We start from the raw sequence: 24,300 nt of genomic DNA on the forward strand, positions 1-24,300 counted from the left end.
AGACCCGCGCGATTCCTTGACTTTTGCGTTGGTTTGAGTGAAAGGCGCGGCGGCCCGGCACCGCGCCGCACAGGCGCAATCCCTGCAAGCGGTAAGGGCCGGCAATCCCGGCAGCATTTCTGCCCGCTATTCTCGGACACCACACCAAGCATGACTTTCGCCGATCTCGGCCTTTCGCCCGAATTGCTCAAAGCCGTCGAAGACGCGGGCTACACCACGCCGACTGCGATTCAGGCGCAGGCCATCCCGACCGTGCTGATGATGAAGGATCTCATCGGCATCGCCCAGACCGGCACCGGCAAGACGGCAAGCTTCGTGCTCCCGATGATCGACGTGATGGCCGCAGGCCGGCGCCGCGCGCTGATGCCGCGCTCGCTGATCCTCGAGCCCACCCGAGAACTCGCCGCTCAGGTCGCCGAGAATTTCGAGAAATACGGCAAGAACCACGATCTCAAGATGGCGCTGCTGATCGGCGGCGTGCAGATGGGCGACCAGCTCAAAGCCTTGAGCGACGGTGTCGACGTGCTGATCGCCACGCCCGGCCGCCTGATGGACCTGTTCGAGCGCGGCAAGATCATGCTCAACGGCTGCGAATTGCTGGTGATCGACGAGGCCGACCGGATGCTCGACATGGGGTTCATCCCCGATATCGAATTCATCTGTTCGAAGCTCCCCGAGAGCCGCCAGACCATGCTGTTCTCGGCCACCATGCCCGCGCCGATCGAGAAGCTGGCCAAGAAGTTCTTGAACAATCCCAAGCGCATCGAAACGGCGCGCGCAGCGACCACCAACAAGGACATCACCGCCTTCAAGGTGCCGGTCAAGACGCGCAGCAAGCGCGAGACGCTGCGCTGGTTCCTCGAAAACGACCTCGTCGAAAACGCGATCATCTTCGCCAACAAGAAGACGACCGTGCGCGAACTGAACCAGAGCCTCAATCGCCACGGCTTCCGGTCGAGCGAGATCCACGGGGACATGGACCAGTCGAGCCGGATCAAGGAGCTTGACCGGTTCAAGAGCGGCGAGGTCAACATTCTGGTCGCCTCAGACGTTGCCGCGCGCGGCCTCGATATCAAGGGCGTCTCCCACGTCTTCAACTTCGATACGCCCTGGCACCCGGACGATTACGTCCACCGCATCGGCCGCACGGGCCGCGCAGGCGCCAAGGGGCGGGCCTTCACTTTCGTGTCGGAAGGCGATGACGAGGCGATCGCCAATGTCGAGAAGCTGACCGGCGCGCCGATCAAGGTATTCGGCAAGGAAGACGTACGCGTCGACCTGTCGGAAATGCTCGCCAAGGCTGAAGCCGCCAAGGCCGAAACCCCGCGCGAAGAGGAGCGGGAAGAGCGTCCCGAACGCAAGCCGCGCCGCGCCCGTGACGAACGCCGCGAAGAACGCGCCCCCCGCGAAGAGCGCGCGCCGCGCGAGGAACGCGCGCGCCGCGAAAAGTCAGCCCCGCGCCCTGACCGCGTCGCCGCCAGCAATGATCGCAAGCCGCGTCGCTATCACGAGGACGACGAACCCGTCCCCGCCGGCGAATGGAACGGCCCGCGTCCGAGCTTTCTGGATGTGGGGTTCGGGTAACTACCCGACCACTGTCACGAAGCTGTCGAGCACGCGCTTTTCGCCCGCGTCCTCGAACAGAATAGTGAGCTTGTTGCCCTCCTGATCGATCACGCAGCCGGTGCCGAACTTGCTGTGGCTGACCATCGCGCCGATGGCGATGTCCGAGCGCGCCGGGGCGGCGAAGCTGGCGGCTGACCGGGTGTTCTCCCGCACTCGGGCAGGCTTGGTCTCATAGCCCGATGAAAGCGCCCGCTGCCAGCCGGGGCCACGCATCTGGGCCTTGTCGGGATAATCGCGCGCGACATGGGCAAAGGGGTCTTCCTGCTCGCTCCAGTTCGCTCGCCACAGCGACGCGCCGCCCGAAAGGGTGCTTTCCTGCTCGATGTGCTCGGCGGGCAAGTCCTCGATGAAGCGTGAAGGGATCGAGCTGACCCACTGGCCATAGATCCGCCGGTTGGCGGCGTGAAGGATGGTGCAATGCCGCCGCGCGCGGGTGATCGCGACATAGGCGAGGCGGCGTTCCTCCTCGAGTGAGGCAAGCCCCCCTTCGTCGATCGCGCGCTGCGAGGGGAACACGCCTTCCTCCCAGCCGACGCAGAACACATTGTCGAATTCCAGCCCCTTGGCGGCGTGGATCGTCATGATCGTCACCACCTCCTCGCTGTCCGACCGGTCATTGTCCATGACCAGGCTGACATGTTCGAGGAAGTCGCCGAGGGTCTGGTATTCCTCCATCGCGCGGGCGAGTTCGGAGAGGTTTTCCGCTCGGCCCGCGCTCTCGGGCGACCGGTCGGCGGCGAGCATGGCGTTGTAGCCCGATTCCTCCAGCACCAGCCGCAGCAAGTCGGCAGGTGAGAGCGTCTCGGCCGCCTCGCGCCAGCCGAGAAACTGGCGGAGCAGCCCGCCGATGGTGATCGCGGCGCGCTTGGGCAGTTCGTCGCTGTCGGCCAATTGCAGAGCGGCGGCCGCCAGCGGCAGGCCCGTGCGGCGGGCGTGGCTGTGCATCGCTTCGAGCGCCTTGGCGCCAAGCCCGCGCTTGGGCTGGTTGTGGATGCGTTCGAACGCGAGATCGTCCTGCGGCTGCGCAATCAGGCGCAGATAGGCCAGCGCATCGCGGATCTCGGCGCGTTCATAGAAACGGAAACCGCCGATGATGCGGTAGTTGATGCCGATCTGGATGAAGCGGTCTTCGAACTCACGGGTCTGGTACTGCGCGCGCACGAGGATCGCGACCTGGTTCAGCGCGGCGCCTTCACGCTCCAGCCGCTCGATCGCCTCGCCCACCCGGCGCGCTTCCTCGGGCGCGTCCCACACGCCGATCACCTTGACCTTCTCGCCGCCGTTCACTTCGGTCCACAAGGTCTTGTCGTGGCGCTGGCTGTTGGCCCGGATCAGCCCCGATGCCGCGCCAAGAATATGCGGGGTCGAGCGGTAGTTCTGTTCCAGCCGGATCACCTCGGCGCCGGGAAAATCTTTTTCGAACCGCAAGATATTGGCGACCTCGGCCCCACGCCAGGAATAGATCGACTGGTCATCATCGCCCACCACGCAGATGTTCTTGTGCCCCTGCGCCAGCAGCCGCAGCCACAGGTACTGCACCGCGTTGGTGTCCTGATATTCGTCCACCATGATGTAGCGGAAGCGGCGCTGGTAATCGCTGAGGATGTCCGCATGGCCGCGCAGGATGTTCAGCATGTGCAGCATGAGGTCGCCGAAGTCGCAGGCATTCAGCTGCTTGAGCCGTTCCTGATAGCGGGCATAAAGTGCCGTGCCCTGACCATTGGCATAGGCCTCGTTCTCAACCGCATCGAGATCAGCCGGATTGAGTCCGCGATTCTTCCAGCGGTCGATCAGGCCGGCCAGCTGCCGCGCGGGCCAGCGCTTCTCGTCAAGCTCAGCCTCGGCGATCAGCGCCTTCAGCACCCGCAGCTGATCGTCGGTGTCGATGATGGTGAAGTTGTGTTGCAAGCCGACGAGTTCGGCATGGCGGCGCAGCATCTTGGCGCAGATCGAGTGGAAGGTGCCGAGCCAGGGCAGGCCTTCTGCTGCCGGGCCGAGATGATGCGCTACACGCTCGCGCATTTCGCGCGCGGCCTTGTTGGTGAAGGTGACGCACAGGATCTGCGAGGGATAGGCGCGGCCCGTTGCGACCAGATGGGCGAGGCGGGCGGTCAAGGCGGCGGTCTTGCCCGTCCCTGCGCCTGCCAGCATCAGCACCGGCCCTTCGGTGGCGAGCACAGCCGCGCGCTGCGGCGCGTTGAGCCGTGCAGCATAGGCAGGCACGGGATCGCGCTGCGGGGCAGGGGAAGGGAGATTCTGGCTCATGTGTGATGTGAACAGGTAGGGAACAATTCCAGCAGGGGCAAGCGGCCTCGCACCCATGTCACCTCAAACCGCGGACGCGCCTCAATCAATCCGCCGCTTTTCAGCCACATTTCCCGACCGATTGTTGCCTCGGCGGGGTTGTCCGACCTGCGCAGGGATTGCCTCATCCGGCCCGCCTCCCGATAGTTGGGGTGTCCGGTCAGCAGGGGACTGTGCGGCTGGACATGCCTTTGTGTTCGTCATGCTTGGGTCAATCAATGATGGAGATACCCATGCACAAGTCTCTGAATACTCTCGGCCTCGCTGGTGTGGCCATGGCTCTGGCGCTGACCCCGGCGATGGCTGGTGCGCAGGAACAGCCCGCGCAGGAGACCCCCGTGGATGCTGCCACCGAGGCCGCTCCGCAGGCTGCCGAAGCAACGGCGGCTGCGACCCCGGCTCCGGCGCCGACGGCTGAGCAGACCGCGCAGGTCGAGACCTGGCCGGCTGACAAGCAGGCAGCCTACAAGGCATGGCCGGCTGACACCCAGGCCTATTTCTGGTCGCTCGACACCGAACGTCAGGACATCTTCTGGCGCCTGAAGGACGCCGACAAGGTCACCCTCAGCAAGATGGCCGAGCCGCAGCGCGAATCCACCTGGAAGCTGATGGAAGACAAGGTCAAGGCGATGCAGAGCTAAGCGCCAGCGCGCCTCAGGCTTCCCCAGCAGGGGGACCCGGGCCGGCATCGGCGGCAGCGAGCCTCAACAGGCTGAGCTTCCCCTTGCCGACCCGGCGTTCTGCTTCCAGCGTCAGGCCTTTGACGGCGACATCCTCGTTGAACGCCGTCTCCAGCGCGATCCACGTCTCAGGGCCGATCCACCCGAGCCGCAACATCCGGTCGAGCGCCACGTCGCCCGCACCGGACTTGTACGGCGGGTCGGCAAGGATCAGGTCGAGCGGCCGGGTAGCGGCGCGCAATTGCATCACCGATCCGGCCTCGACCCGCGTCTTCGCTTGCGCGCCGAGCACCGCGATATTGGCGCGGATCACATCGACCGCTGCCCGGTCCTGCTCAACAAACAGGCAATGCGCTGCGCCGCGCGACAGAGCCTCCAGCCCGAGCGCGCCAGAACCTGCAAACAGGTCGGCCACCTGCAAGCCCTCGAAATCGCCGAGCCGGCTGGTAAGCATCGCAAACAGCGTTTCGCGCGCGCGGTCTGCCGTTGGCCGCGTTCCTTCCCCCTTGGGCGCGGCAAGCTTTCGCCCGCGCCATTCGCCCGCGATGATCCTCACTTGCCTGGTCCCTTCGCCAGGTCGGCGAGGAATCGGTCGACCGGCTTGCCCTTCAGTTCCACCGCCTGCCCGCGCGGCAGGTCGCCCAGATTGAAGGGGCCATAGCCGACCCGGATCAGGCGGTTGACCTGAAGCCCGAGATATTCGAGCACCCGGCGCACTTCCCGGTTCTTGCCTTCGGTGATCGTCATCTCGATCCACAGGTTACGCCCCGAGGATCGCTCAAGATTCGCGTCAATCGAGCCATAGCGCACGCCGTCAATCTCGACCCCTTCGATCAGGTCTTCCAGCTGCTCCTGCGACACCGCGCCAAAGGCGCGAGCGCGATAGGTGCGGGGGATGCCGCTGGCGGGCAGTTCCAGCTTGCGCTTCACCGCGCCATCATTGGTCAGCAGCAGCAGGCCTTCGGTGTTGAGGTCAAGCCGTCCCACCGGCATCACCCGGCCCGCGCCCTTTGGCAGGGCGTTGCGCAGCGCGGTGTAGATCGTCGGTCGGCCGGCCGGATCGCGCTCGGCGGTGATGAGGCCGGTGGGCTTGTGGAAGGCGAACAGGCGCGTCGGTTCGGCCGCGGTCACCGGCTTGCCGTCGACCGTCACGCCCCTCAGGCTGGGCAGGATCGTCGCCGGAGTCTCCAGCACCTTGCCATCAATCGCCACGCGCCCTTCGGCAATCATCCGCTCGACCTCGCGGCGGCTGGCGATACCGGCGCGGGCCAGCAGCTTGGCGATGCGGTCGCCTTCGGGGCGGGTGTCGGAACGGGGGGGCTGGGTGGGCATGGCGGCGCGCCTAGAGCATTTCGGCAGGAAATGCGACCGAGCAATGCACACGCATTTCTTTGCGAAATGCGACCACTGAGCGCGCCCTTCAGCCCGCCACCCGCAAGGCTTCGCTGACGATCTGGTCGAACCGCGCAATCCCGCCTTCCAGCGTGCCGAGGGTGATGTGGCTCACCGCGCCGCTCGAAAGCCCCTGCTGGCCAAGTTCGGCAGCACGGAAATCCTCGCTCGCAAACACGCCCCCGTCGAGCAGGTTCCAGCTCTTCTCCCAATGCGCCAGCGCTTTCTCGGTCGCCGGTGCCTCAGGAATGAGCATGAAATCCTCGACCAGCGTCAGATCTGCTGCCTGCGGCATCAGCACCATCACGTTCACGTAGTCCGGGCTGGGGACGATGATGGTTGCCGGCAGGAGCTGATAGGCGAAGGTCACCACGCGCCTGAGGCTCGCCATGTCGGTGAGATCGACGCCCTCCATCTCCTCCAGCCGACCGACGGCAGAGCGCTGGTGCGGGCCGATCTGATCGCCTGCGGTGATCCCGTCCTTGAAGAACGGGCCGATGGTCGCGGCGTGGAGACGCGTGACATGGTAGCTTTCGAGGAAGGCATCCATGATCAGCTTCCAGTTGCCCTTCACCGTGTGGAGCTTGCGCCGGAACAGGTGAGAGCCGCGCAATCCGAAGGAATCCAGATCCCTGCCCAATTCTTGTGCAGCACTGAAATCGGCATCTTGGATGGGCGCGAACCAGATCAGGCCGCCTGCCTCAATCGTGGGCAGCTCCACCAGGCCGTAATCCGCCTTGTCGAGACCCGGAAAGGTCTCGGGCCGGGGCAGGGCCATCAGTCCCCCGTCGAGCCGATAGGTCCAGGCATGATAGGGGCACACCAGACGCTTGGCGCAGACTGCCTCGCTCCCTTCCACCAGCCGGGTGCCCCGATGGCGGCAGACGTTGAGGAAGACGTGGGCCGTGCCGTCATTGTCACGGGTGATCAGCAGTGGGCGACCGGTGGCATCGTGCGGCACGGCCATGCCGGGCTGAGGCAGCAGGGCAGAAGGGCAGATCACCTGCGGCAGCCGGTCGAACAACGCTGCCTTTTCGCGCGCAAAGTGATCGGGGCAGGTGTAGTTTGCGGCCGCCACCGTCTGGATTGCGCCCGCCTGCCGGCCAACGCCCCCGCGGATTGCCTCGGCAAGAGCCAGTTGCCCGGGCGTAGGGCGCAAAGTGGGCATATCTGTTGTTGCGGCGTTCATCGCTCTTTTCTCATCCTCTCAACCGTGGCTAGTGTGCCACGAAACCGGGCCGGAGCAAATCTCCGCCCGCCTGACCGGGATCGTCCATGGCCGAAGCCACTTTCGAAAGCCCCACGCGCCTGTCGCGCTGGCTGTCTCTCCTGGCCGCGCTGCGCCATCCGAAGACCGGCTATGTGCTGCTGTTCGGCTTTGCCAGCGGGCTGCCCTATGCGCTGCTGCTGGGCACGCTCTACGCCTGGCTGACCGACGCCAAGGTCGATGTCGAGACGATGGGCGTGTTCTCGCTGGTGGGGCTGGCCTATGCGTTCAAGTTCCTGTGGTCGCCGGCGCTCGACCGGATCGATCTGCCGGGGCTGCGCAGGCTCGGCAAACGCAAGCAGTGGATCGTGACCGCGCAGCTTCTGCTTGGCGCAATTCTGGTGACCCTGTCGCTGCTCGATCCGCTGTCCTCGCTTGGATTGTTTTCGCTGCTCGCCGGGATCGGCGCCTTTGCTTCGGCGACACAGGATGTCGTGATCGACGCCTGGCGTGTCGACGTTGCCGACGAGGTGGCGACCATCGATATCCTCTCGACCGTATTCCAGATGGGTTATCGCGTCGCTGCGCTGGTGGGGGGCGCGCTGGCGCTGTTCATGGCCGAGCGGCTGGGCTGGCCGACCGTGTTTGCCAGCATGGGGGGTATCCTGCTGGCCGTCGGCTTCCTCGGGTTGTTCGCGCCTGACGCCGAACGCAGCGCCGCCGCGTTGGAGAGCGAGCGCGCCAATCTTGGCACGCTGCGGCAGGCGGGACAGATCGCGCCGCGGGTGCGTGCCTATGCGCTGGGGGCGGTCGCCGTGCTGTGGGGCTGGGCGCTGGTCACGGTGCTGACCTTCATGATCCAGTCCTTGACCGCCACGCCCGAAACCCGGCCCGACTCCACCGCCTTCGTCGCGCAGATGGGCCCGCTGATCGTGATCGCGACCGTGGTGATCCCCGGCCTCATCGCCGGCTGGCTGGAGGCGATGCGCAAGGCGGGCCGCCATGTGCTTAGCCACGATGCCCCGGCGAACGGCGCGCTCGATACCGCGCTCGACCACGGCTACCGCGCGCTGATCCTGCCGCTGGCCGAGATCATCGGGCGGCTTAAGTGGGCCGCGGTGCTGGTGATCGCGCTGGTGCTGTCCTACCGCATCACCGATGCGATCTGGGGGAGCTTTGCCTACCCCTTCTATCTGGGCGAGTTGCAATACACCAAGGACGAGGTCGCGATTGCCTCCAAGTTCTTTGGCGTCGGCGCGCTGATCGTGGGCCTGGCGGCGGGGGGCACGCTGCTGACGGTGATCGGCCGCATGACCACGCTGACCTTGGGCGCGGTGATCGCGGCGCTGACCAACCTGCTCTATGCCGATCTTGCCGTGGGCGGGGCGCGGATGCAGCTGGCAAGCGACCTCATCGGCTTCACGTGGCTTGCCGGGCAATTCGGCGCAGATGAGCGCATGGCGCGCCTGATGCTGACGATCGGGGCGGAGAACATCGCGGTCGGCATCGCCGGGGCGGCCTTTGTCGCCTACCTCTCGAGCGTGGTCGCCAAGGGTTACAGCGCAGTGCAATATGCGCTGCTGTCCTCGCTGACCATGCTGGTGGGAACGCTGGGCCGCCCGGCGCTCGGCCAGATGATCGAGGAGCAGGGCTATTACAATGTGTTCCTGCTGACGACCGGGATCGGCGGGTTTGCCGTGGTGCTGTGCCTGATCGAGTGGGCGCGGCAGGCAAGGTCGGGACGGGCAGTGAATGCGCCCCCGCCCGAGCCGGAGATCTAGTCCGGCAGCTCGTCGTTGAGCCTGAGCACTTCGCCTGCAAGGTAGAGCGAGCCGGCGATGAGGATCGGCAGGCCGTCCTTCGGAATCATCGCCAATGCGCTCGGCACATCGGGCGCCGCGCGTGCCGAGGGGCCGAAGGCTGACGCCGGGTGCCAGTCATGCCCCGGCACCGGCACGGCGGTGATGCTGGCGAGCTCGTGCCCGAGCGGCCCGATCAGTGAAGCGGGGTCCTTGCCCTCGATCATTCCGATGACGAGGTGCAGCCGCTGGCCTGCAAAATGCTCACCCAGCATCGCACCGGCCTGCGGATTGTGCCCGCCGTCGAGCCAGACCTCGCGCGCTCCCGTCAGTGGGCCGGGGGACAGGCGCTGCATCCGTGCGGGCCAACGGGCCGACCGCGCACCCTGCTTCAGCGCATCGAGCGAGACAGCGACCCGATCCTGATACCGGATCATCGCCGCCGCCAACGCACAATTGGCATATTGGTGGTCGCCCGCGAGCCCCGGCGGCGGAAGCAGCATTGCCTTGCCGTCAATGGTCAGGCCGACCCTATCGCCCACCCCGATGTCATAGTGCCAGTGCCGCCCTTCGTCGCGCAGCAGCGCGCCCGCCCGTTCGGCCTGAGCGGCAACGGACTCATGGATGTAGTCCTCATACCAGAGCGTCACCAGCGGCACGCCCATCTTTGCGATCCCCGCCTTCTCGAACGCGATCCGCGCCATCGGCTCGGTCGGCACGCCTTCTTCCGGCGCGAGCAGGAAGCGTTCGTGATCGAGGCCCAGCGCCGCGATCCCGCAGGCCGCGAGCGCCTCGGGCTCCAGCACATTGGTCGCGTCAAACCGCCCACCCATGCCGACTTCGACCACGCAGGCATCGGCAGGCGTGCGCGAGAAGGCAAGGAAGGCGGCGGCGATGGTGACTTCGAAGAAGCTGGGGCCAAGATCCTCGCCCGCATCGAGCACTTCGGCCAGCACCTCAGCCAGCATGGCATCGGAGATCAGCTCTCCGGCGACGCGGATACGTTCATTGTAGCGCACCAGATGGGGTGAGGTGGTCACGTGGACGCGATACCCTTGCGCCTCCAGCATCGCGCGCAGGAAGGCGCAGGTCGAGCCCTTGCCGTTCGTCCCTGCCACATGGAACACCGGCGGCAAGCTTCGGTGCGGATTGCCGAGCCGCTCCATCAAAGCGCGGATCGTCTCCAGCCCAAGCCGACCTTGGGGGAGGCTTAACGCGGCGAGGCGGTCAAGCTGGGCCTGAACGCGCGGATCGTCGGATTTGCCGAAGTCTCTCATGCCCACCCCCGGCCCCTCCCACAGGCGGGAGGGGAGGACTTACGCCGCCTTCACGGGTGCCAGATAATCGAGCACGCTCGCCAGCGTCGCCTTCAGCTCGTGGCGGGGGACGACCATGTCGACCATGCCGTGCTTGTGGAGATATTCTGCGCGCTGGAAGCCTTCGGGCAGCTGTTCGCGGATCGTGTCTTGAATCACGCGCTGGCCCGCAAAGCCGATCAGCGCGCCGGGTTCAGCGATGTGGATGTCCCCGAGCATGGCGTAGCTCGCGGTCACCCCGCCAGTGGTGGGGTCGGACAGGATCACGATATAGGGCAGCCCGGCCTGCTTCAGTCGCCGCGTCATCACCGTCGCGCGGGGCATCTGCATCAGGGAGAGAATCCCCTCCTGCATCCGCGCGCCGCCCGCCGCGGTCACCACGACATAGGCGCAGCGCCGGTCCAGCGCCTTCTGCGCGCCCTCGCAGAAGGCCTGCCCCACGGCCATGCCCATCGAGCCGCCCATGAAGCTGAAGTCCTGCACGCCGACCACCGCCGGCCGCGTGTCGATCGTGCCCGAGCCGACCACGAAGGCATCCTCATGCGGGTTCGCGGCGCGCGCGGCCTTGAGGCGGTCGGTGTATTTCTTGGTGTCCTTGAACTGCAGCGGGTCTTCGGTGACCTTGGGCAGCGGCAGCACCTCGAAGCCCGGATCGAGCAGAAGCGCAAGCCGCGCATCCGCGCCGATCCGCCCGTGATGCTCGCACTTGGGGCAGACGCTGAGGTTGTCCTCATACTCGGCGACGAACAGCATCTCCTGACACGAAGGACACTTGATCCACAGATCCTTTTCCGTGGTGGTCTTGGTGTTGGCCGAGAAGCCGAGCGAATTGCGGACGCGGGTGAACCAGTTCATGGGCGGTGTCCTAATCGAATTCTTTCGTCATTGCGAGCCGCAGGCGACGCAATCCATGGACAAACGGTCGAGCAGGCTGCGACGTTCCACGATGGGTTACGTCGTCGCTGCGCTCCTCGCACCGACGAAGGGCTAGCGGGCTGAGTGCACTGCCTCGGCGAGCGCGGCAGTCAGCGTCTTGAGTTGCGCGGGCGCTTCGGTGCCATATTCGCCGCAGATTTCCACCAGCGCCGAGCCGACCACCACGCCGTCAGCCACCTTGGCGATTTCCGCAGCCTGCTCGGGCGTGCGCACGCCGAAGCCGACCGCGACGGGAATGTTGGTGGATTGCTTGATGCGCGCGACATTCGCTTCGATGCTGGCGATCTGCGCCTGCTGCTTGCCGGTGATCCCGGCGACCGAGACGTAGTAGAGGAAGCCCTCCGATCCCTCGAGCACCTGCGGCAGGCGTGCGGCATCGGTGGTGGGGGTGGCAAGGCGGATCGGAGCGATGCCCTTCGCACGCAAGGCCGGGCCGAGCGCATCGTCTTCCTCGGGCGGAATGTCGACGCAGATCACCCCGTCAACGCCCGCTGCGGCAGCGGCCTCGGCGAACCATTCCGGCCCGCGACGAACCATCGGGTTGGCATAGCCCATCAGCACCAGCGGCACGTCCGGGTGCCGGGCGCGGAAATCGGTGGCGTAGCGCAGCACGTCCGCCGTGGTCGTGCCTGCGCCGAGGGAACGCAGATTGGCGCTCTGAATCGCGGGGCCATCGGCCATCGGATCGGTGAAGGGCATGCCCAATTCGATCACATCTGCCCCGGCTTCTACCAGAGCATCGAGATTGGCCGCGGTGTCGCCGTCGCCTGCGGTGATGAAGCAGACGAGCGCGGGGCGGGGGGCGGCGAAGGTGGTGGTGAGGCGGGTCATTTCCTATTCCATTTGCGCTGCATTCGCGCGGTGATGGTCCACGACAGGGGCAGCGACACAATCCCGGCTGCAATCAGAGCGGCGATGAACCAACCATCCGAAAGCCAATCAAACCAAAGGACGACAAGAAGAAACGGGACAGCAACGCACAACGTCATGAGCTGACTGGCATAGTTCCAGTTCACCTTGCGGATCAAAGCTCCACCCCCAGCCGCTCCGCCACGGTGAAGATGTCCTTGTCCCCCCGCCCGCACAGGTTGGCGAGGATGATGCTGTCCTTCGGCATAGTCGGCGCGACCTTCTTCACTGCCGCGATGGCGTGCGAGGGTTCGAGCGCGGGGATGATGCCCTCGGTCGCGCAGAGCAGCTGGAAGGCGTCCAGCGCCTCCTCGTCGGTGACGGCGGTGTAATCGACGCGGCCGCTTTCCTTGAGCCACGCGTGCTCCGGGCCGATGCCGGGGTAGTCGAGCCCGGCGCTGATCGAGTGGCCCTCGGTGATCTGGCCGTCGGCGTCCTGGAGCAGATAGGTGCGGTTGCCGTGGAGCACGCCGGGCGAGCCGCCGAGGAGGCTCGCGGCGTGCTCGTCGCCGTCGAGGCCGTGGCCTGCCGCTTCGACGCCGAGCATCTTCACGGAGGGATCATCGAGGAAGGGATGGAACAGCCCCAGCGCGTTCGACCCGCCGCCGATCGCCGCCACCAGCAGGTCGGGCAAGCGCCCGGTGCGGGCCAGCATCTGGGCGCGGGCTTCCTTGCCGATCACGCTCTGGAAGTTGCGGACCATCTCGGGATAGGGGTGGGGGCCGGCCGCGGTGCCGATGATGTAGAAGGTGTCGTGGACGTTCGCGACCCAGTCGCGCAGGCCCTCGTTCATCGCGTCCTTGAGCGTTGCACCGCCGCTGGTGACGGGGATGACCTTGGCGCCCAAGAGCTTCATGCGGAACACGTTGGGCGATTGGCGCTTCACGTCCTCGGCGCCCATGTAGATCACGCAAGGCAGGCCGAAGCGCGCGCATACCGTCGCGGTCGCCACGCCGTGCTGGCCCGCGCCGGTCTCGGCGATGATGCGGGTCTTGCCCATGCGGATCGCCAGCAGGATCTGGCCGATACAATTGTTGATCTTGTGCGCGCCGGTGTGATTGAGCTCGTCGCGCTTGAACCACACCTGCGCGCCGCCCAGTTCCTCGGTCAGACGCGGCGCGAAGTAGAGCGGCGAGGGGCGGCCGACGTAGTGCTCGAGCAGGTCGTCGAATTCCGCCTGAAACGCCGGATCGCTCTGCGCCTTCCTGTATTCGCGCTCCAGATCGAGCACCAGCGGCATCAGCGTCTCAGCGACATAGCGCCCGCCAAACTGGCCGAAATGGCCGCGGTCATCGGGAAGGTTGCGGAAGGAGTTGAGGGGTGTGTTCATAGGCGGCTCGCTTTGCAGAAGGCGGCGATCTTGTCCACGTCCTTGATGCCGGGGCCGCGCTCGACCCCGCTGGATGTGTCCACCAGCGGCGCACCGGTCAGGCGGATGGCATCGGCGACATTGGCCGGGGTGAGCCCGCCCGCCAGACCCCAGGCGAGCGGGGCGTGCCAGCCTGCCAGCAGGTGCCAATCGAAGGCCGTGCCATTGCCGCCGGGGAGGGCGGTCGCGGGGGCATCGAGCAACACGCGGTCCGCCGCGCCCCTAAAGACGGCGACGCCGGAGAGGCTTTCCGCATCCTTCACCGCCAGCGCGCGCCATGCTTCGATGCCGGTTTCGGTGCGGAAGCGGGCGAGGGTCTCGGGCGTTTCCGCGCCGTGGAACTGCACCACATCGGGCGCGACGGTGCGCACGACCTCGGCCAGCAGCGCCGTATCGGGGTTCACCAGCAGCACCACCGCCTTGACGTGATCGGGCACTTGCCGCCGCAGCGCCGCCGCTTCATCGAGGGCAAGGTGGCGCGGGCTTTTGGCGAAATGCACAAAGCCGACATGGCTCGCCCCCGCCTGCACGGCGGCGGCGAGGGTTTCGGGGGTCTTCAACCCGCAGATCTTGACGAGCGTTCCAGCCATGGCGCGCGCTCTACGCCGCCACAGGCACGGCGTGAAGCGCGAAAAGCTTGATCCTGCTTGCAATGCGCGCCAGATTCAGCGGCTGATCAGCAGAGGGGCGCGCACATGATTTTCCGCATTTTTCTTGGCCTTGCAGGCGCGCTCATGCTGGCCGCGTGCAATCCGGGCGCGCAGATCGAGGATGCGAAAGGGCTGATCAAGCAGTTTCAGGCCGATTACAATCGCGGCGATGCCGAGGTGCTCTACGACAGCGTCGGCGCGGCTTGGCGCAAGGCATCGCCGCCCGCCCAGCTGGTGGCGCAGCTGGGGCTGATCAAGGCGCGGCTGGGGCAGATCGAATCGACCGAGCAGGTCGGGTTCAACGCCGGGTTCAACAACGGCCTCACCACCACGCAGGTGGTGATGAAGACCACCTTCGAAAAGGGCGTGGCCGAAGAGGTGTACCTGTTCCACGGTTCGGGCGAGGAGATGGAGGTGGTTGGCTGGACGGTCAATTCGCCGCTGCTGCAACTCAGCCCCGAAGACGTAAGCAAGCTGACCGAAGGCGCCAAGAGCGCGCCGACGCCGCGTTAAAGGGGCTTTTCCAGCACCACGAAGGTGATCGGCGGATCGCGCGGCACCGGAAAGGGGCGCGTTTCGCCGGTGCGGGCATAGCCGCGCCGTTCGTACCACGCGATCAGGCTGGCGCGGCTGTCGATCACGGTCATTTCCATCGCGGCAATGCCCTCGGCGCGGGCGCAGTCTTCGGCGGCGTCGAGCAGCCGCCGTCCAAGGCCCGCCGATTGCAGGGTCGGCAGGACGCATAGCATCCCGAGATAGGCGAGGCGCGCATCCTTGCGTGTCACCGCGACGCAGCCGATCAGCGTGCCGGCATCCCGCGCGGTCAGGATCGTCACCGCCGGATCGGCGAGCAGCGCGTCCAGTTCCTCGCGGCTGGTGCGTTCATCGTCGAGGATGTCGGCCTCATGGTTCCACCCCTGCCGCGCCGAATCGCCGCGATAGGCGGCTTCGAGCAGGTCTTTGAGGGCCGGCGCATCTGCGGCGGAGGCGGGCGTGATTGCGATGGTTTCGGTCATGGTCAGTCGTTCTGGATAAGGCGCAGCAGCGTGCCGTCGGGGTCGATCAGATAGGCGATGGTCAGCCCGCTCGGATCGGGCGCGGCGGGGTGATAGCGCGGGATGCCGTGGCGCGCATCGGGCACGCCGCCGGCTTCCACCTGCGCCATCATCGCGGCCAGATCATCGAGCCTGAGGCAGCAGCTGAAGGACGACTGGAAAGGGTCGAGATCGGGATAGGGAAAGAATTCGAGCGTCAGATCGCCGCGCGAGAGGATCATCCAGCCGTGGTTGCGGAAATCCTCCTCAAACCCCAGCCGGGCATAGAACGAGGCAGTCGCCGTGAAATCGCGCGCGGGCAGGTTTGGGGTCGCCGTATCCGCCACGCAAGAGGCCTACAGCGTCGCCTCGATCGCCCGTGCCGCCGCCGCCGGGTCTTCCGCGCGGCTGATCGGGCGGCCGATGACGAGGACGCTCGCGCCGTTGTCGCGCGCCTGCCGGGGCGTGACGACACGCTTCTGGTCGCCGGTGCCGTTCCCTGCGGGGCGCAGGCCGGGGACGACGAAGAAGCCGTCCTTCCATGCCTTCCTGACCATTCCCACTTCCTGCCCGGAACACACGATCCCGTCCAATCCCGCCGCATGGGCGAGTTCGGCAAGGCGCATTACCTGCGTCTCGGCGCTGCCATAGACGCCGGTGGCGGTGAGGTCGCTTGCATCCATGCTGGTCAGCATCGTTACCGCCACCACCTTGCACCCCTCGGCCGCAGCGGCCTTGGCATCCTCCATCATCGCACGCCCGCCGCTGGCGTGGACGGTGACGATCGCCGGCTGATAGACGTGGATCGCCTGCATCGCCGAGGCGACGGTGTTGGGGATGTCGTGGAACTTCAAGTCAAGGAAGATCGGCAGGCCAAGATGCGCGATCTCGTGCACGCCATGCGCGCCGTGGGCACAGAAGAATTCAAGGCCCAGCTTCACCCCGCCAATATGCGCCTTAACCTTGCTAACCAGCGCTTTGGCCGGTTCAAGCTGCGGCACATCCAGCGCAAGGTAGACCGGATTGCTCATTTCCCACTGCTCCCGTCATGGCCCGCGTCCGACGGGCTGAAGATGTCCGCTGGTTCTCCGCTCGCTGTGCCCGGTTTTTCCACAGAGCTGTCCACGGTCGGCGCCGCCGCTGGGGTCGCGTCACGCTCACGGGTGTAGGCGGTGTTCTTGAGCGAGTTCTCCAGCGCGCGGATGCGCCGGTTCTGCCGCCACAACACGCTGCGATGCACCCCCCACATCGGCACGAAACCGAGCGCGAACACCAGCAGCACCAGCGCGGGCAGGGGGGTTTCCAGCACGAGGTTCTGCCACAGCTTCAGCTCGACCCGGTTCCAGTTGTAGAAGGCGAAAATCAGGAAGCCGAGCGCCGCCAGAACCCACAGGATGGTGCGAAGGATCTTCACGATGCGTGTCTCTCCACTTGGCCCGTTGCAGCGCCGAACCTAGGGGATTTGGCCCCGGTGTCCAGCATCGCTGCGATCAGCCAAAAACCCGCGCGAAAATCGTGTCGACGTGCTTGAAGTGGTAGGCAAGGTCGAACTTTTCTTCGAGCTGTTCGGGCGTCAGCGCGGCAGCAACGTCCGCGTCGGCCTTGAGCAGATCGAGCAGCGACAGCGCGCCATCCGACTCCCACACCTTCATCGCATTGCGCTGCACCAGCCGGTAGCTCTCGTCGCGAGTGAGGCCTGCCTGCGTCAGCGCCAGCAGCACGCGCTGGGAATGAATGAGGCCGCCCATGCGGTTCATGTTCTTTTCCATGCGCGCCGGGTAGACCAGCAGCTTCTCGACCACGCCTGTCAGGCGGGCGAGGGCGAAATCGAGGGTGATGGTCGCATCCGGGCCGATATAGCGCTCGACCGAGGAGTGCGAGATGTCGCGCTCATGCCACAGCGCCACGTTCTCCAGCGCCGGGGTGACCGCCGCACGGACAACGCGGGCGAGGCCGGTGAGGTTCTCGGTGAGGATCGGGTTGCGCTTGTGCGGCATCGCCGAAGAGCCCTTCTGGCCGGGGGAGAAATACTCCTCGGCCTCGAGCACTTCGGTGCGTTGCAGGTGACGGATTTCGACGGCGAGGCGCTCGATCGAACTGGCGATCACGCCCAGCGTCGCAAAGTACATCGCGTGCCGATCACGCGGGATGACCTGGGTGGAGACGGGTTCGATCTCCAGTCCCAGCTGCTCGGCCACGTAAGCCTCGACCGCAGGATCGACATTGGCAAACGTCCCGACCGCGCCCGAGATCGCGCAGGTGGCAATCTCGGCCCGCGCAGCGACCAGCCGCGCGCGGCAACGGGTGAATTCGGCATAGGCTTCGGCGAGCTTCAGGCCGAAGGTCACCGGCTCGGCATGGATGCCGTGGCTGCGGCCAATCGTCGGCGTGTATTTGTGTTCCTCGGCGCGGGTCTTGATCGCCGCGAGCAGCGCGTCGAGATCGGCAAGCAGAATGTCGCTCGCCCGAGCCAGCTGCACCGAGAGCGTCGTGTCGAGCACGTCCGAGGAGGTCATGCCCTGATGCATGAAGCGCGCTTCCTCGCCCACTTCGCGCGCCACCCAATCGAGGAAGGCGATCACATCATGCTTGGTCACGGCTTCGATGGCGTCGATCGCGGCGACATCAATCGCCGGATTGGTCGCCCACCAGTCCCACAGCGCCTTGGCAGCCGAGGGCGGCACAACGCCGAGATCGGCGAGCTTCTGCGTGGCGTGCGCTTCGATCTCGAACCAGATGCGATACTTCGCTTCCGGCTCCCACAGAGCGGTCATTTGCGGGCGGGCGTAGCGGGGGACCATGTTCGACTCCGGCAAGGCTGTTTGCAGCGGCGCCTAGGGAAGGGGACGCATCAAGGCAAGTTTGGGGGGAGGGTCGGCAGGGTGGCCACCACCCGCCGCGCGCCCGCCAGTGTGAGATGGTGCGTGTCCCAGTAGTTGAGGCGTCCGTCCTGCATCACGAGGCAGCGCCCTTGCCGGCATAGCACTGCGGCCGCATCCACATAGGCAAACCGTGGGTCGCGCGCAGCCAGATCGCGCAGCTGTGCATTGATCGCGATGCCCTGCCGGTTGGCCTCGGGCCCGCCATCCGGGCAGGTGATATTGCGGTAGGCGAGGCACCGCAGCGGGCCTTTCCCGTGTTCTTCGGCCAATGCCCAGGCGGTCGGGACATTGCCGATCAGAACGATCCGGGTGCCCTGCGGCAGCTGGTCGGCAAGCGCCAGCATCCCCTGTTCCAGACTGCGCAGGCGCTCGGCAGGCGGGATCGGTGTCAGGGCGCCATTCGCGTATAGATCCCGATCCCAGATCTGCGCCCAGACCACGGTCTTGATCTGGCGCGCGCGCACAAGCGCGGCAAGGCGGGCCGGCATGGCGCGGCACGCCTGATAGGCCGGGTCATGGGCCGTCATGTCGCTGATGCCGGGCACGGCGAGGCAGGCGGAAAGCGAGAACAACGCGCCTGCGCCGAAGCGTTCGGTCATCGCATCGTGATATTGCGCGGCATGGCTGTCGCCAAACAGCACGAAGGGGATCGGGCCGCTGGGCGGAATGATCTGGGGGAAATCGTGCACAGCGGGCCGCAAGGCGCCAAGCCGTTCCGCCTCGGCCCATGTCGCGGGGCGCAGCAGGCCAAAATGTCCGGCAACCCCGGCCGCCGAAGGCACGGCGAGCGCTGCTGCACACACCAGCAGCAAGGCCTTGCGCGATCCCAGCAGGCGCTTGGAGCGCACCGGCTGTTCGATCAGATGATAGGAAGCAGCGCCAAACCCGATCGAGGCTGCGACAAGTCCGATCACCGCCAGCAGCGGCAGCGGGCCGAACCAGAGATACTGCGCCAGCACCAGTAGCGGCTGGTGCCACAGATAAGTTCCGAAGCTGACAAGCCCGAGCCACACGAAGGGCCGCCACGCCAGCACGCGCCCGGCGGCATTGGTCGGGGCAGCGAACAGGATCACCAGCACCGTCCCGATGGTCGGCAACAGGAACATCGCGCCCGGCGCCGGTGTCTCGGGGCCGATCACCGCATAGCCTGCCGCGATCAGCGCCAACCCGGCAAAGGCCAGCGATCCGCGCGGGGCCGGACGCAGCGGCAGCAGCGCGGCGCCTGCGCCCAGCGCGAACTCCCAAAAGCGCGTCGGCAGCAGAAAGAACGCGCCCTCCGGCCACGGCCCGCTCAGGAGCAGCGCCAGCGCAAAGCTAACGAGCCCGAGGGCATAGACCGCCGGCAGCATCGCCTGCTTGCGCCACTTGTGGCACGCGATCAGCACCAGCGGAAAGATCAGGTAGTATTGCTCCTCCACCCCCAGCGTCCAAGTGTGGAGCAGGGGCAGCATTCCGTCGAGCGAATCGAAATATCCCCGATCACCTGAAAACAGGATGTTCGAGACGAACAACGCCGAGGCGGTGAGGCTCTTGGAGAAGGGGAGGAAATCTTCCGGGATCAGGATTGCCCAGCCAGCGAGCGCGGTGACCCACAGCATCGCGGCGAGCGCCGGAACGATGCGGCGGATTCGCCGCTCGAGAAAGCGCCACTGGCTGAAAGTGCCCGCCGCCATCTCGCCGGCAATGATCCCGGTGATGAGATAACCCGAAATGACAAAGAAGACGTCGACGCCGGTGAACCCGCCCGGCACGATCCCGAGATCGGTATGGTGTGCGACCACGCCGCCCACAGCCAGCGCGCGCAATCCGTCGATTTCCGCCCGGTAGCCGGTGCCGCCCGGATGCCCCGGGCCGTGGCCTGCATTCATCAGATAAGCCCTTTTGCCCGCAGGCTCGTGTGTCCCTCGCGTCCGATGATGACATGATCGTGGACGGTCACGCCCATGTGCCGTCCGGCCTCGGCGATGCGCTGGGTGATCTGGATATCGGCGCGGCTTGGTTCAGGCGAGCCCGATGGATGGTTATGGACAAGAATCATCGCCGACGCCCCGACATCCATCGCCCGGCGGATCACTTCGCGCGGGTGGATCGCGGCTTCATCGATGCTGCCATCGCCGACATGATGATCCTCGATCAGGCGGTTTTTCGTATCGAGATAGAGCACCCTCACGCGCTCGACTGTCAGATGGGCCATGTCGGTCGTGAGATAGTCGATCAGCGCCTGCCAGCTGCCGAGCAGCGGCTTGCCCATGATCTCGCCCCGCGCCATCCGCCGGGCCGCGAGCGCGACCGCTTTGAGCGCCGCTGCCGAGTTTTCGCCCACGCCCTTGACCCGCTGCAGCGCCTTGGGATCGGCGTTGAGCACGCCGGCAAGGCTGCCGTACTGCGCCAGCAGCGTCTTGGCGATCGGCTTGGTGTTGCCGCGCGGGATCGCCGCGTAGAGGAGGTATTCGAGGACCTCGTAATCGGCCAGCGCCTCGGCTCCACCGGTCAGTAGCCGCGCACGCAGCCGGGCGCGGTGCCCGTCGCCTGCGGCTTTGCCCGCATCCCAATCGGGCGCCGCGGAATCGAGAAAATCGAAACTATCTTCAGCTTCCGGCAATGCGACCTCCGGGAAAGCGTTGCGCTTGGCTAGCTCATTGCCTTTGGGCGATGATGCGCGCAAGGGTCGGGAACAATGCCGCAAGCGGACGCGCAGGATATGGACGAGCCGCAGGACGGCAAGCAGCAGGGCAGCAGCCCGCGCCGCTGGCGCGGCCGCCTTGCGCTGGGCCTTGCCGGAGCAGCCGTGCTGGGCGGCGGCGTGGCATGGCTGAACCGCGAGCGAATCGCTGAAAACGTGATCGACGATTACCTCGCCGAAAAGGGCGTCGCGGCGCGGTACGACATCGTCAGCCTCACGCCGCGCACGCAGGTGGTCGAAAATCTGGTGATCGGCGATCCGGCACGCCCCGACCTGACAGTGAAGCGCATGGTGGTCGAGCTCGGTGTCGGATGGGCCGGGCCCGAGGTGCGCAAGATCACGGTGGAAGGCGCCCGGCTCTTCGCCAGTGCGAGGGGCGGGACCTTTACTCTGGGCGCGCTCGATCCGCTGGTGTTCACCGGAGCGGCCGGGCCGCCAGCGCTGCCAGCGCTCAACGTGGCGCTGGTCGATGCACGCGCGCTGGTGGAAAGCGATTACGGGCGGATCGGGGTCAAACTCGACGGGGCAGGGCGGCTGGATGATGGCTTTGCCGGAACCCTTGCCGCGAGCGCGCCGGGGCTGGGGATGCCGGGCTGTGCGACGCAAAGCGCGACGCTCTATGGCAAGCTGACCAGTGACGATGGTGCCCCCCGGATCGCCGGGCCGCTGCGGCTGGCAGGAGTGGACTGCGGCGGGGCCACGCTCGCCAAGGTCGATATCGGCACCTTGCTGTCGGTGAAGCGCGATTTCTCGGCGGCGGAGGCCGATCTGACACTGGCAGGCGCGGGCGCCGCCTTTGCCGCCAACACCGGTGCTGAACTGGAGGGCACGGCGCAGGTTACCTGGACGCCCGAGCGCCTCGCGCTGGGGCACGACCTCACCTTGCTGGATGTCGCAACGCCGCAGGGGCGGCTCGCGCGGCTGCGCGCACAGGGCGATTGGCGCGGATCGGCTGACCTTGCCAGCGGGCAGTGGGAAGGCACGCTCAGGGGAAGCGCGCTCAAGCCCGCACCGGGCCTGACCGCCAGCCTCGCCGCGGCCGAGCGCGGGGCGCAGGGCACGCTTGTCGCGCCGCTGATCGCCAAGGCGCGCGGCGGATTGGCGCGCGCGCTCGACGGCGCTGATTTCCGCGCCGACGCCCAGCTGAAGCGCAAAGGCGATTCGCTGGCGCTGGTGATCCCCGAAGCGGGCATAATGTCCCGCAGCGGCGAGCGCGTGCTGGCGCTGTCACGGGCCAGTGCGAGCATCGGTCAACAGGGCGTCTCGGGTCTCGGCGGCAGCATCCTCATCGGCGGCGCGGGGCTGCCTGACATCAATGGCCGGATCGAGCAGCAGCGCGGCGGCGGCTGGGCGCTGCGCATGGCGATGGCGGACTACGCGGCCGGGGGTGACCGCATGGCGATCCCGCGTCTGACCCTGCGCGGCACGCCCGGCGGGGCGATGGCATTTGACGGGCTGATAACCGCCAGCGGCGCGCTTCCCGGCGGCGGGGTGAGTGAATTGACGATGCCGCTGGAAGGCACGTGGTCGGAAACGCGCGGGCTCGCAGTCGGGACGCGCTGCACCCCGATCAGGTTCGCCCGTCTTGCGCTGTCGGGCCTGTCGCTCGATTCCCGCGAGCTCAATCTGTGCCCCGAAGGCGGCGCGCCAATCCTTGTCTGGAACAACAGCCTGCGCCTTGCCGCGCGCACCGGGCCGCTCGATCTGGCAGGGACACTGGGCGAAAGCCCGGCCCTGCTGACCGCGGCGGGCGCAGTGCTGCGCTATCCCCAGCCGTTCAGCGTGGAAGGCCTCTCCGCCACCATCGGCACGGGCAGCAGCGAGGTGCGTCTGCGCGCGGCCAATCTCTCCGGCAGCTTCGGCAGCAGGATCGAGGGCAGCTTCGATGGCGGCGCGGCGCGGCTGGCGGCGGTGCCGCTCGATCTCGACAGCATCGCCGGGCGCTGGGCCTATGCGGGCGGCGCCTTGCAGGTTGGCGAGGCGGATTTCACGCTGACCGACCGGCCCGCCGAGGGTGCGGCGCGCTTTTCGCCGCTGTCGGGCCGGGGCAGCAGCCTCACGCTTGCCGATGGCCGCATCAATGCCGAGGCGCGCCTGTCGCATCCCGCCTCAGGCCGCGCGGTGGCGACGGCCACGATCACGCATGATCTCGCCGCCGCCACCGGCTCGGCCCGGCTGGCCGTGCCCGGTCTGGTGTTCGACAAGGGCTTCCAGCCTGAAGACCTGTCCTATCTTGCCAAGGGCGTGATCGCCTTTGCCGATGGCACCATTCGCGGCAACGGGCGGATCGACTGGAACGGCGAGACCATCACCAGCAGCGGCACTTTCGGGTCGGACGGGTTCGATTTTGCCGCCGCCTTCGGCCCGGTGCGCGGGGTCAAGGGCGATGTCGTCTTCACCGATCTCCTGAACCTCACCACCGCCCCCGATCAGCGGCTCACCATCGCTGCCATCAACCCCGGGGTCGAGGTGCTGGCGGGGACAGTGCAGTTCGAGCTGAAGGACGGCACGCTCCTCGCGCTCGAGGATGCACGTTTCCCCTTCATGGGCGGCAAGCTCGAAATGCGCCCGCTGGTGATGGACTTCGGCAAGCCGGAGGAACGCCGCTACGTGTTCGAGATTACCGGGCTCGATGCGGCAACCTTTGTGGCGGAAATGGAGCTGTCGAACATTTCCGCCACCGGTGTGTTCGACGGCACCGTGCCGATCGTGTTCGATGCCAATGGCAACGGCCGGATCGAAGGCGGGCTGCTGATCGCGCGGCCCGGCGGGGGGAATGTCGCCTATCTGGGCGAACTCAGCTACGAAAACCTCGGCACGATGGGCAACTTCGCCTTTGCGGCGCTGCGTTCGCTCGATTACCGCCAGATGAGCGTCACGCTCGATGGCGATCTGGCAGGCGAGATCATCACCAGTTTCAATTTCGACGGCATCCGGCAGGGTGCGGGCACGAGTCAGAATTTCGTCACCCGCCGCCTCGCCAAATTGCCGATCCAGTTCCGCATCAATGTGCGTTCCGAAAGCTTCAGCCAGCTGGCAATGATCGCGCGCGGCCTGTCTGATCCTGCCACCTGGCTTGACCTGTTCGAGGACAGTCAGGTGCGCGAGCAGGTCGATCGGCTCAAGGCGGCGCGGCAGAGTGGGCCGAAGGCCACGCCGTCCGCTCCCGTCTCCACATTTCAGTCGCAGCGCTGAGCGATGCGCTTGCTGTCACCTGTATTCCGCGTTCAACCTCCAGAAAGCGACCTTCCGCCATGTTTCCAGCGAAATTGACCCGAGCGCTCCGCAATGCGAAAGCTGACACAGGCCGCAGCATGGCGAGGGGGCAGAAGGTGAAGGCATTTGCCGCGTTGACGGGGCTGGCCGCGATGCTTGCAGGGTGCATCAATATCCAGGCGCCCGACAAGCCGATCGTGATCCAGCTCGACATCAACATCAGGGCCGACGTGGTGTTGGCTCTGGCGGAAGATGCGGCGAACACGATTGAGGACAACCCGGACATCTTCTGATGAT

General features: G+C 66.5%; 23 protein-coding genes. 6 read left to right on the forward strand and 17 right to left on the reverse strand.

The features are described 5' to 3' along the window. Positions 1–150: 150 nt before the first annotated feature. Positions 151–1,584, forward strand: coding sequence for a DEAD/DEAH box helicase (locus tag PS060_RS12490; RefSeq protein WP_273983577.1), 1,434 nt, complete (start codon positions 151–153; stop codon positions 1,582–1,584). Here the strand turns inward: PS060_RS12490 and PS060_RS12495 are convergent, their stop codons facing one another. Next, the gene (locus tag PS060_RS12495; RefSeq protein ID WP_273983578.1) at positions 1,585–3,891 is read right to left on the reverse strand and encodes an ATP-dependent helicase; all 2,307 of its coding nucleotides are present in this window, start codon (positions 3,889–3,891) and stop codon (positions 1,585–1,587) included. Between the two features lie 272 nt (positions 3,892–4,163). On the opposite strand from PS060_RS12495, the gene PS060_RS12500 reads away from it, so the two are divergent. After that, a complete protein-coding gene (locus PS060_RS12500; RefSeq protein WP_273983579.1) occupies positions 4,164–4,571 on the forward strand; it encodes a hypothetical protein in 408 nt (135 codons plus the stop codon). A 13-nt stretch (positions 4,572–4,584) separates the two neighbouring features. Here PS060_RS12500 and rsmD read toward each other — a convergent pair whose 3' ends face one another. The 3 genes from rsmD to PS060_RS12515 all read right to left on the reverse strand — a co-directional run bounded on the left by rsmD (position 4,585) and on the right by PS060_RS12515 (position 7,170). Further along, positions 4,585–5,166, reverse strand: a complete 582-nt coding sequence (gene rsmD, locus PS060_RS12505) for a 16S rRNA (guanine(966)-N(2))-methyltransferase RsmD (RefSeq protein ID WP_273983580.1) — start codon at positions 5,164–5,166, stop codon at positions 4,585–4,587. Then, positions 5,163–5,942: a pseudouridine synthase gene (locus PS060_RS12510; protein WP_273983581.1), complete on the reverse strand. Its 780-nt coding sequence runs from the start codon at positions 5,940–5,942 to the stop codon at positions 5,163–5,165. Before PS060_RS12510 ends, rsmD begins: the two co-directional genes overlap by 4 nt. 88 nt (positions 5,943–6,030) lie before the next feature. Continuing rightward, the gene (locus PS060_RS12515) at positions 6,031–7,170 is read right to left on the reverse strand and encodes an aromatic ring-hydroxylating oxygenase subunit alpha (RefSeq protein WP_273983582.1); all 1,140 of its coding nucleotides are present in this window, start codon (positions 7,168–7,170) and stop codon (positions 6,031–6,033) included. 107 nt (positions 7,171–7,277) lie between these two features. On the opposite strand from PS060_RS12515, the gene PS060_RS12520 reads away from it, so the two are divergent. Then, positions 7,278–8,990, forward strand: coding sequence for an AmpG family muropeptide MFS transporter (locus PS060_RS12520; protein WP_273983583.1), 1,713 nt, complete (start codon positions 7,278–7,280; stop codon positions 8,988–8,990). Here the strand turns inward: PS060_RS12520 and PS060_RS12525 are convergent. The 6 genes from PS060_RS12525 to PS060_RS12550 all read right to left on the reverse strand — a co-directional run bounded on the left by PS060_RS12525 (position 8,987) and on the right by PS060_RS12550 (position 14,128). Continuing rightward, positions 8,987–10,285: a bifunctional folylpolyglutamate synthase/dihydrofolate synthase gene (locus PS060_RS12525; RefSeq protein ID WP_273983584.1), complete on the reverse strand. Its 1,299-nt coding sequence runs from the start codon at positions 10,283–10,285 to the stop codon at positions 8,987–8,989. The two genes, PS060_RS12520 and PS060_RS12525, sit on opposite strands and share 4 nt — an antisense overlap. 39 nt (positions 10,286–10,324) lie before the next feature. Continuing rightward, positions 10,325–11,179, reverse strand: a complete 855-nt coding sequence (accD, locus tag PS060_RS12530) for an acetyl-CoA carboxylase, carboxyltransferase subunit beta (RefSeq protein WP_273983586.1) — start codon at positions 11,177–11,179, stop codon at positions 10,325–10,327. A gap of 132 nt (positions 11,180–11,311) precedes the next feature. Further along, positions 11,312–12,091: a tryptophan synthase subunit alpha gene (gene trpA, locus PS060_RS12535; protein WP_273983588.1), complete on the reverse strand. Its 780-nt coding sequence runs from the start codon at positions 12,089–12,091 to the stop codon at positions 11,312–11,314. Continuing rightward, complete coding sequence (locus PS060_RS12540; protein ID WP_273983589.1) at positions 12,088–12,288, reverse strand: hypothetical protein; 201 nt, start codon at positions 12,286–12,288, stop codon at positions 12,088–12,090. Before PS060_RS12540 ends, trpA begins: the two co-directional genes overlap by 4 nt. After that, a complete protein-coding gene (gene trpB, locus PS060_RS12545; RefSeq protein ID WP_273983591.1) occupies positions 12,285–13,499 on the reverse strand; it encodes a tryptophan synthase subunit beta in 1,215 nt (404 codons plus the stop codon). Before trpB ends, PS060_RS12540 begins: the two co-directional genes overlap by 4 nt. Further along, positions 13,496–14,128 carry a phosphoribosylanthranilate isomerase gene (locus tag PS060_RS12550; RefSeq protein WP_273983592.1) on the reverse strand — a complete coding sequence of 211 codons (633 nt, stop codon included), beginning with the start codon at positions 14,126–14,128 and terminating at the stop codon, positions 13,496–13,498. The genes trpB and PS060_RS12550 overlap by 4 nt, the downstream gene beginning before the upstream one ends. Before the next feature lie 105 nt (positions 14,129–14,233). On the opposite strand from PS060_RS12550, the gene PS060_RS12555 reads away from it, so the two are divergent. Further along, a complete protein-coding gene (locus PS060_RS12555) occupies positions 14,234–14,701 on the forward strand; it encodes a hypothetical protein (protein ID WP_273983593.1) in 468 nt (155 codons plus the stop codon). On the opposite strand, the gene PS060_RS12560 is transcribed toward PS060_RS12555, so the two are convergent. The 7 genes from PS060_RS12560 to radC all read right to left on the reverse strand — a co-directional run bounded on the left by PS060_RS12560 (position 14,698) and on the right by radC (position 20,706). After that, complete coding sequence (locus PS060_RS12560; RefSeq protein WP_273983594.1) at positions 14,698–15,204, reverse strand: GNAT family N-acetyltransferase; 507 nt, start codon at positions 15,202–15,204, stop codon at positions 14,698–14,700. The two genes, PS060_RS12555 and PS060_RS12560, sit on opposite strands and share 4 nt — an antisense overlap. A gap of 2 nt (positions 15,205–15,206) precedes the next feature. Further along, positions 15,207–15,569: a bleomycin resistance protein gene (locus tag PS060_RS12565; protein ID WP_273983595.1), complete on the reverse strand. Its 363-nt coding sequence runs from the start codon at positions 15,567–15,569 to the stop codon at positions 15,207–15,209. 9 nt (positions 15,570–15,578) lie between these two features. Then, positions 15,579–16,253, reverse strand: a complete 675-nt coding sequence (gene pyrF, locus PS060_RS12570; protein ID WP_273983596.1) for an orotidine-5'-phosphate decarboxylase — start codon at positions 16,251–16,253, stop codon at positions 15,579–15,581. Further along, the gene (locus PS060_RS12575) at positions 16,250–16,636 is read right to left on the reverse strand and encodes a LapA family protein (protein WP_273983597.1); all 387 of its coding nucleotides are present in this window, start codon (positions 16,634–16,636) and stop codon (positions 16,250–16,252) included. The genes pyrF and PS060_RS12575 overlap by 4 nt, the downstream gene beginning before the upstream one ends. A 76-nt stretch (positions 16,637–16,712) precedes the next feature. Further along, positions 16,713–18,023 (reverse strand): adenylosuccinate lyase, encoded by a 1,311-nt coding sequence (purB, locus tag PS060_RS12580; RefSeq protein ID WP_273983599.1) that lies wholly within the window; start codon positions 18,021–18,023, stop codon positions 16,713–16,715. Positions 18,024–18,073: 50 nt separating this feature from the next. Continuing rightward, positions 18,074–19,972, reverse strand: a complete 1,899-nt coding sequence (locus PS060_RS12585) for an acyltransferase family protein (RefSeq protein ID WP_273983601.1) — start codon at positions 19,970–19,972, stop codon at positions 18,074–18,076. Beyond that, positions 19,972–20,706 (reverse strand): RadC family protein, encoded by a 735-nt coding sequence (gene radC / locus PS060_RS12590; protein ID WP_273983603.1) that lies wholly within the window; start codon positions 20,704–20,706, stop codon positions 19,972–19,974. Before radC ends, PS060_RS12585 begins: the two co-directional genes overlap by 1 nt. A gap of 75 nt (positions 20,707–20,781) precedes the next feature. Here radC and PS060_RS12595 point away from each other — a divergent pair, with 75 nt between their 5' ends. Continuing rightward, on the forward strand, positions 20,782–23,982 hold the full coding sequence (locus tag PS060_RS12595) for an intermembrane phospholipid transport protein YdbH family protein (protein WP_273983604.1): 3,201 nt from the start codon (positions 20,782–20,784) through the stop codon (positions 23,980–23,982). Between the two features lie 137 nt (positions 23,983–24,119). Continuing rightward, positions 24,120–24,296, forward strand: a complete 177-nt coding sequence (locus PS060_RS12600; RefSeq protein ID WP_273983605.1) for a YnbE family lipoprotein — start codon at positions 24,120–24,122, stop codon at positions 24,294–24,296. Positions 24,297–24,300: the final 4 nt, after the last annotated feature.

It is taken from the genome of Erythrobacter sp. BLCC-B19, from assembly GCF_028621955.1.
Lineage (GTDB): Bacteria > Pseudomonadota > Alphaproteobacteria > Sphingomonadales > Sphingomonadaceae > Erythrobacter.

Bases quoted from the DNA above. Each gene is read 5' to 3' on its own strand.
- PS060_RS12510 (WP_273983581.1), bottom strand. From the start codon at position 5,942: ATGCCCACCCAGCCCCCCCGTTCCGACACCCGCCCCGAAGGCGACCGC.
- PS060_RS12585 (WP_273983601.1), bottom strand. From the start codon at position 19,972: ATGAATGCAGGCCACGGCCCGGGGCATCCGGGCGGCACCGGCTACCGG.
- PS060_RS12595 (WP_273983604.1), top strand. From the start codon at position 20,782: ATGCCGCAAGCGGACGCGCAGGATATGGACGAGCCGCAGGACGGCAAG.
- PS060_RS12520 (WP_273983583.1), top strand. From the start codon at position 7,278: ATGGCCGAAGCCACTTTCGAAAGCCCCACGCGCCTGTCGCGCTGGCTG.
- accD (WP_273983586.1), bottom strand. From the start codon at position 11,179: ATGAACTGGTTCACCCGCGTCCGCAATTCGCTCGGCTTCTCGGCCAAC.
- PS060_RS12550 (WP_273983592.1), bottom strand. From the start codon at position 14,128: ATGGCTGGAACGCTCGTCAAGATCTGCGGGTTGAAGACCCCCGAAACC.
- PS060_RS12490 (WP_273983577.1), top strand. From the start codon at position 151: ATGACTTTCGCCGATCTCGGCCTTTCGCCCGAATTGCTCAAAGCCGTC.
- PS060_RS12555 (WP_273983593.1), top strand. From the start codon at position 14,234: ATGATTTTCCGCATTTTTCTTGGCCTTGCAGGCGCGCTCATGCTGGCC.
- PS060_RS12515 (WP_273983582.1), bottom strand. From the start codon at position 7,170: ATGCCCACTTTGCGCCCTACGCCCGGGCAACTGGCTCTTGCCGAGGCA.
- pyrF (WP_273983596.1), bottom strand. From the start codon at position 16,253: ATGAGCAATCCGGTCTACCTTGCGCTGGATGTGCCGCAGCTTGAACCG.
- trpA (WP_273983588.1), bottom strand. From the start codon at position 12,091: ATGACCCGCCTCACCACCACCTTCGCCGCCCCCCGCCCCGCGCTCGTC.
- PS060_RS12495 (WP_273983578.1), bottom strand. From the start codon at position 3,891: ATGAGCCAGAATCTCCCTTCCCCTGCCCCGCAGCGCGATCCCGTGCCT.
- trpB (WP_273983591.1), bottom strand. From the start codon at position 13,499: ATGAACACACCCCTCAACTCCTTCCGCAACCTTCCCGATGACCGCGGC.
- PS060_RS12500 (WP_273983579.1), top strand. From the start codon at position 4,164: ATGCACAAGTCTCTGAATACTCTCGGCCTCGCTGGTGTGGCCATGGCT.
- PS060_RS12560 (WP_273983594.1), bottom strand. From the start codon at position 15,204: ATGACCGAAACCATCGCAATCACGCCCGCCTCCGCCGCAGATGCGCCG.
- purB (WP_273983599.1), bottom strand. From the start codon at position 18,023: ATGGTCCCCCGCTACGCCCGCCCGCAAATGACCGCTCTGTGGGAGCCG.
- PS060_RS12525 (WP_273983584.1), bottom strand. From the start codon at position 10,285: ATGAGAGACTTCGGCAAATCCGACGATCCGCGCGTTCAGGCCCAGCTT.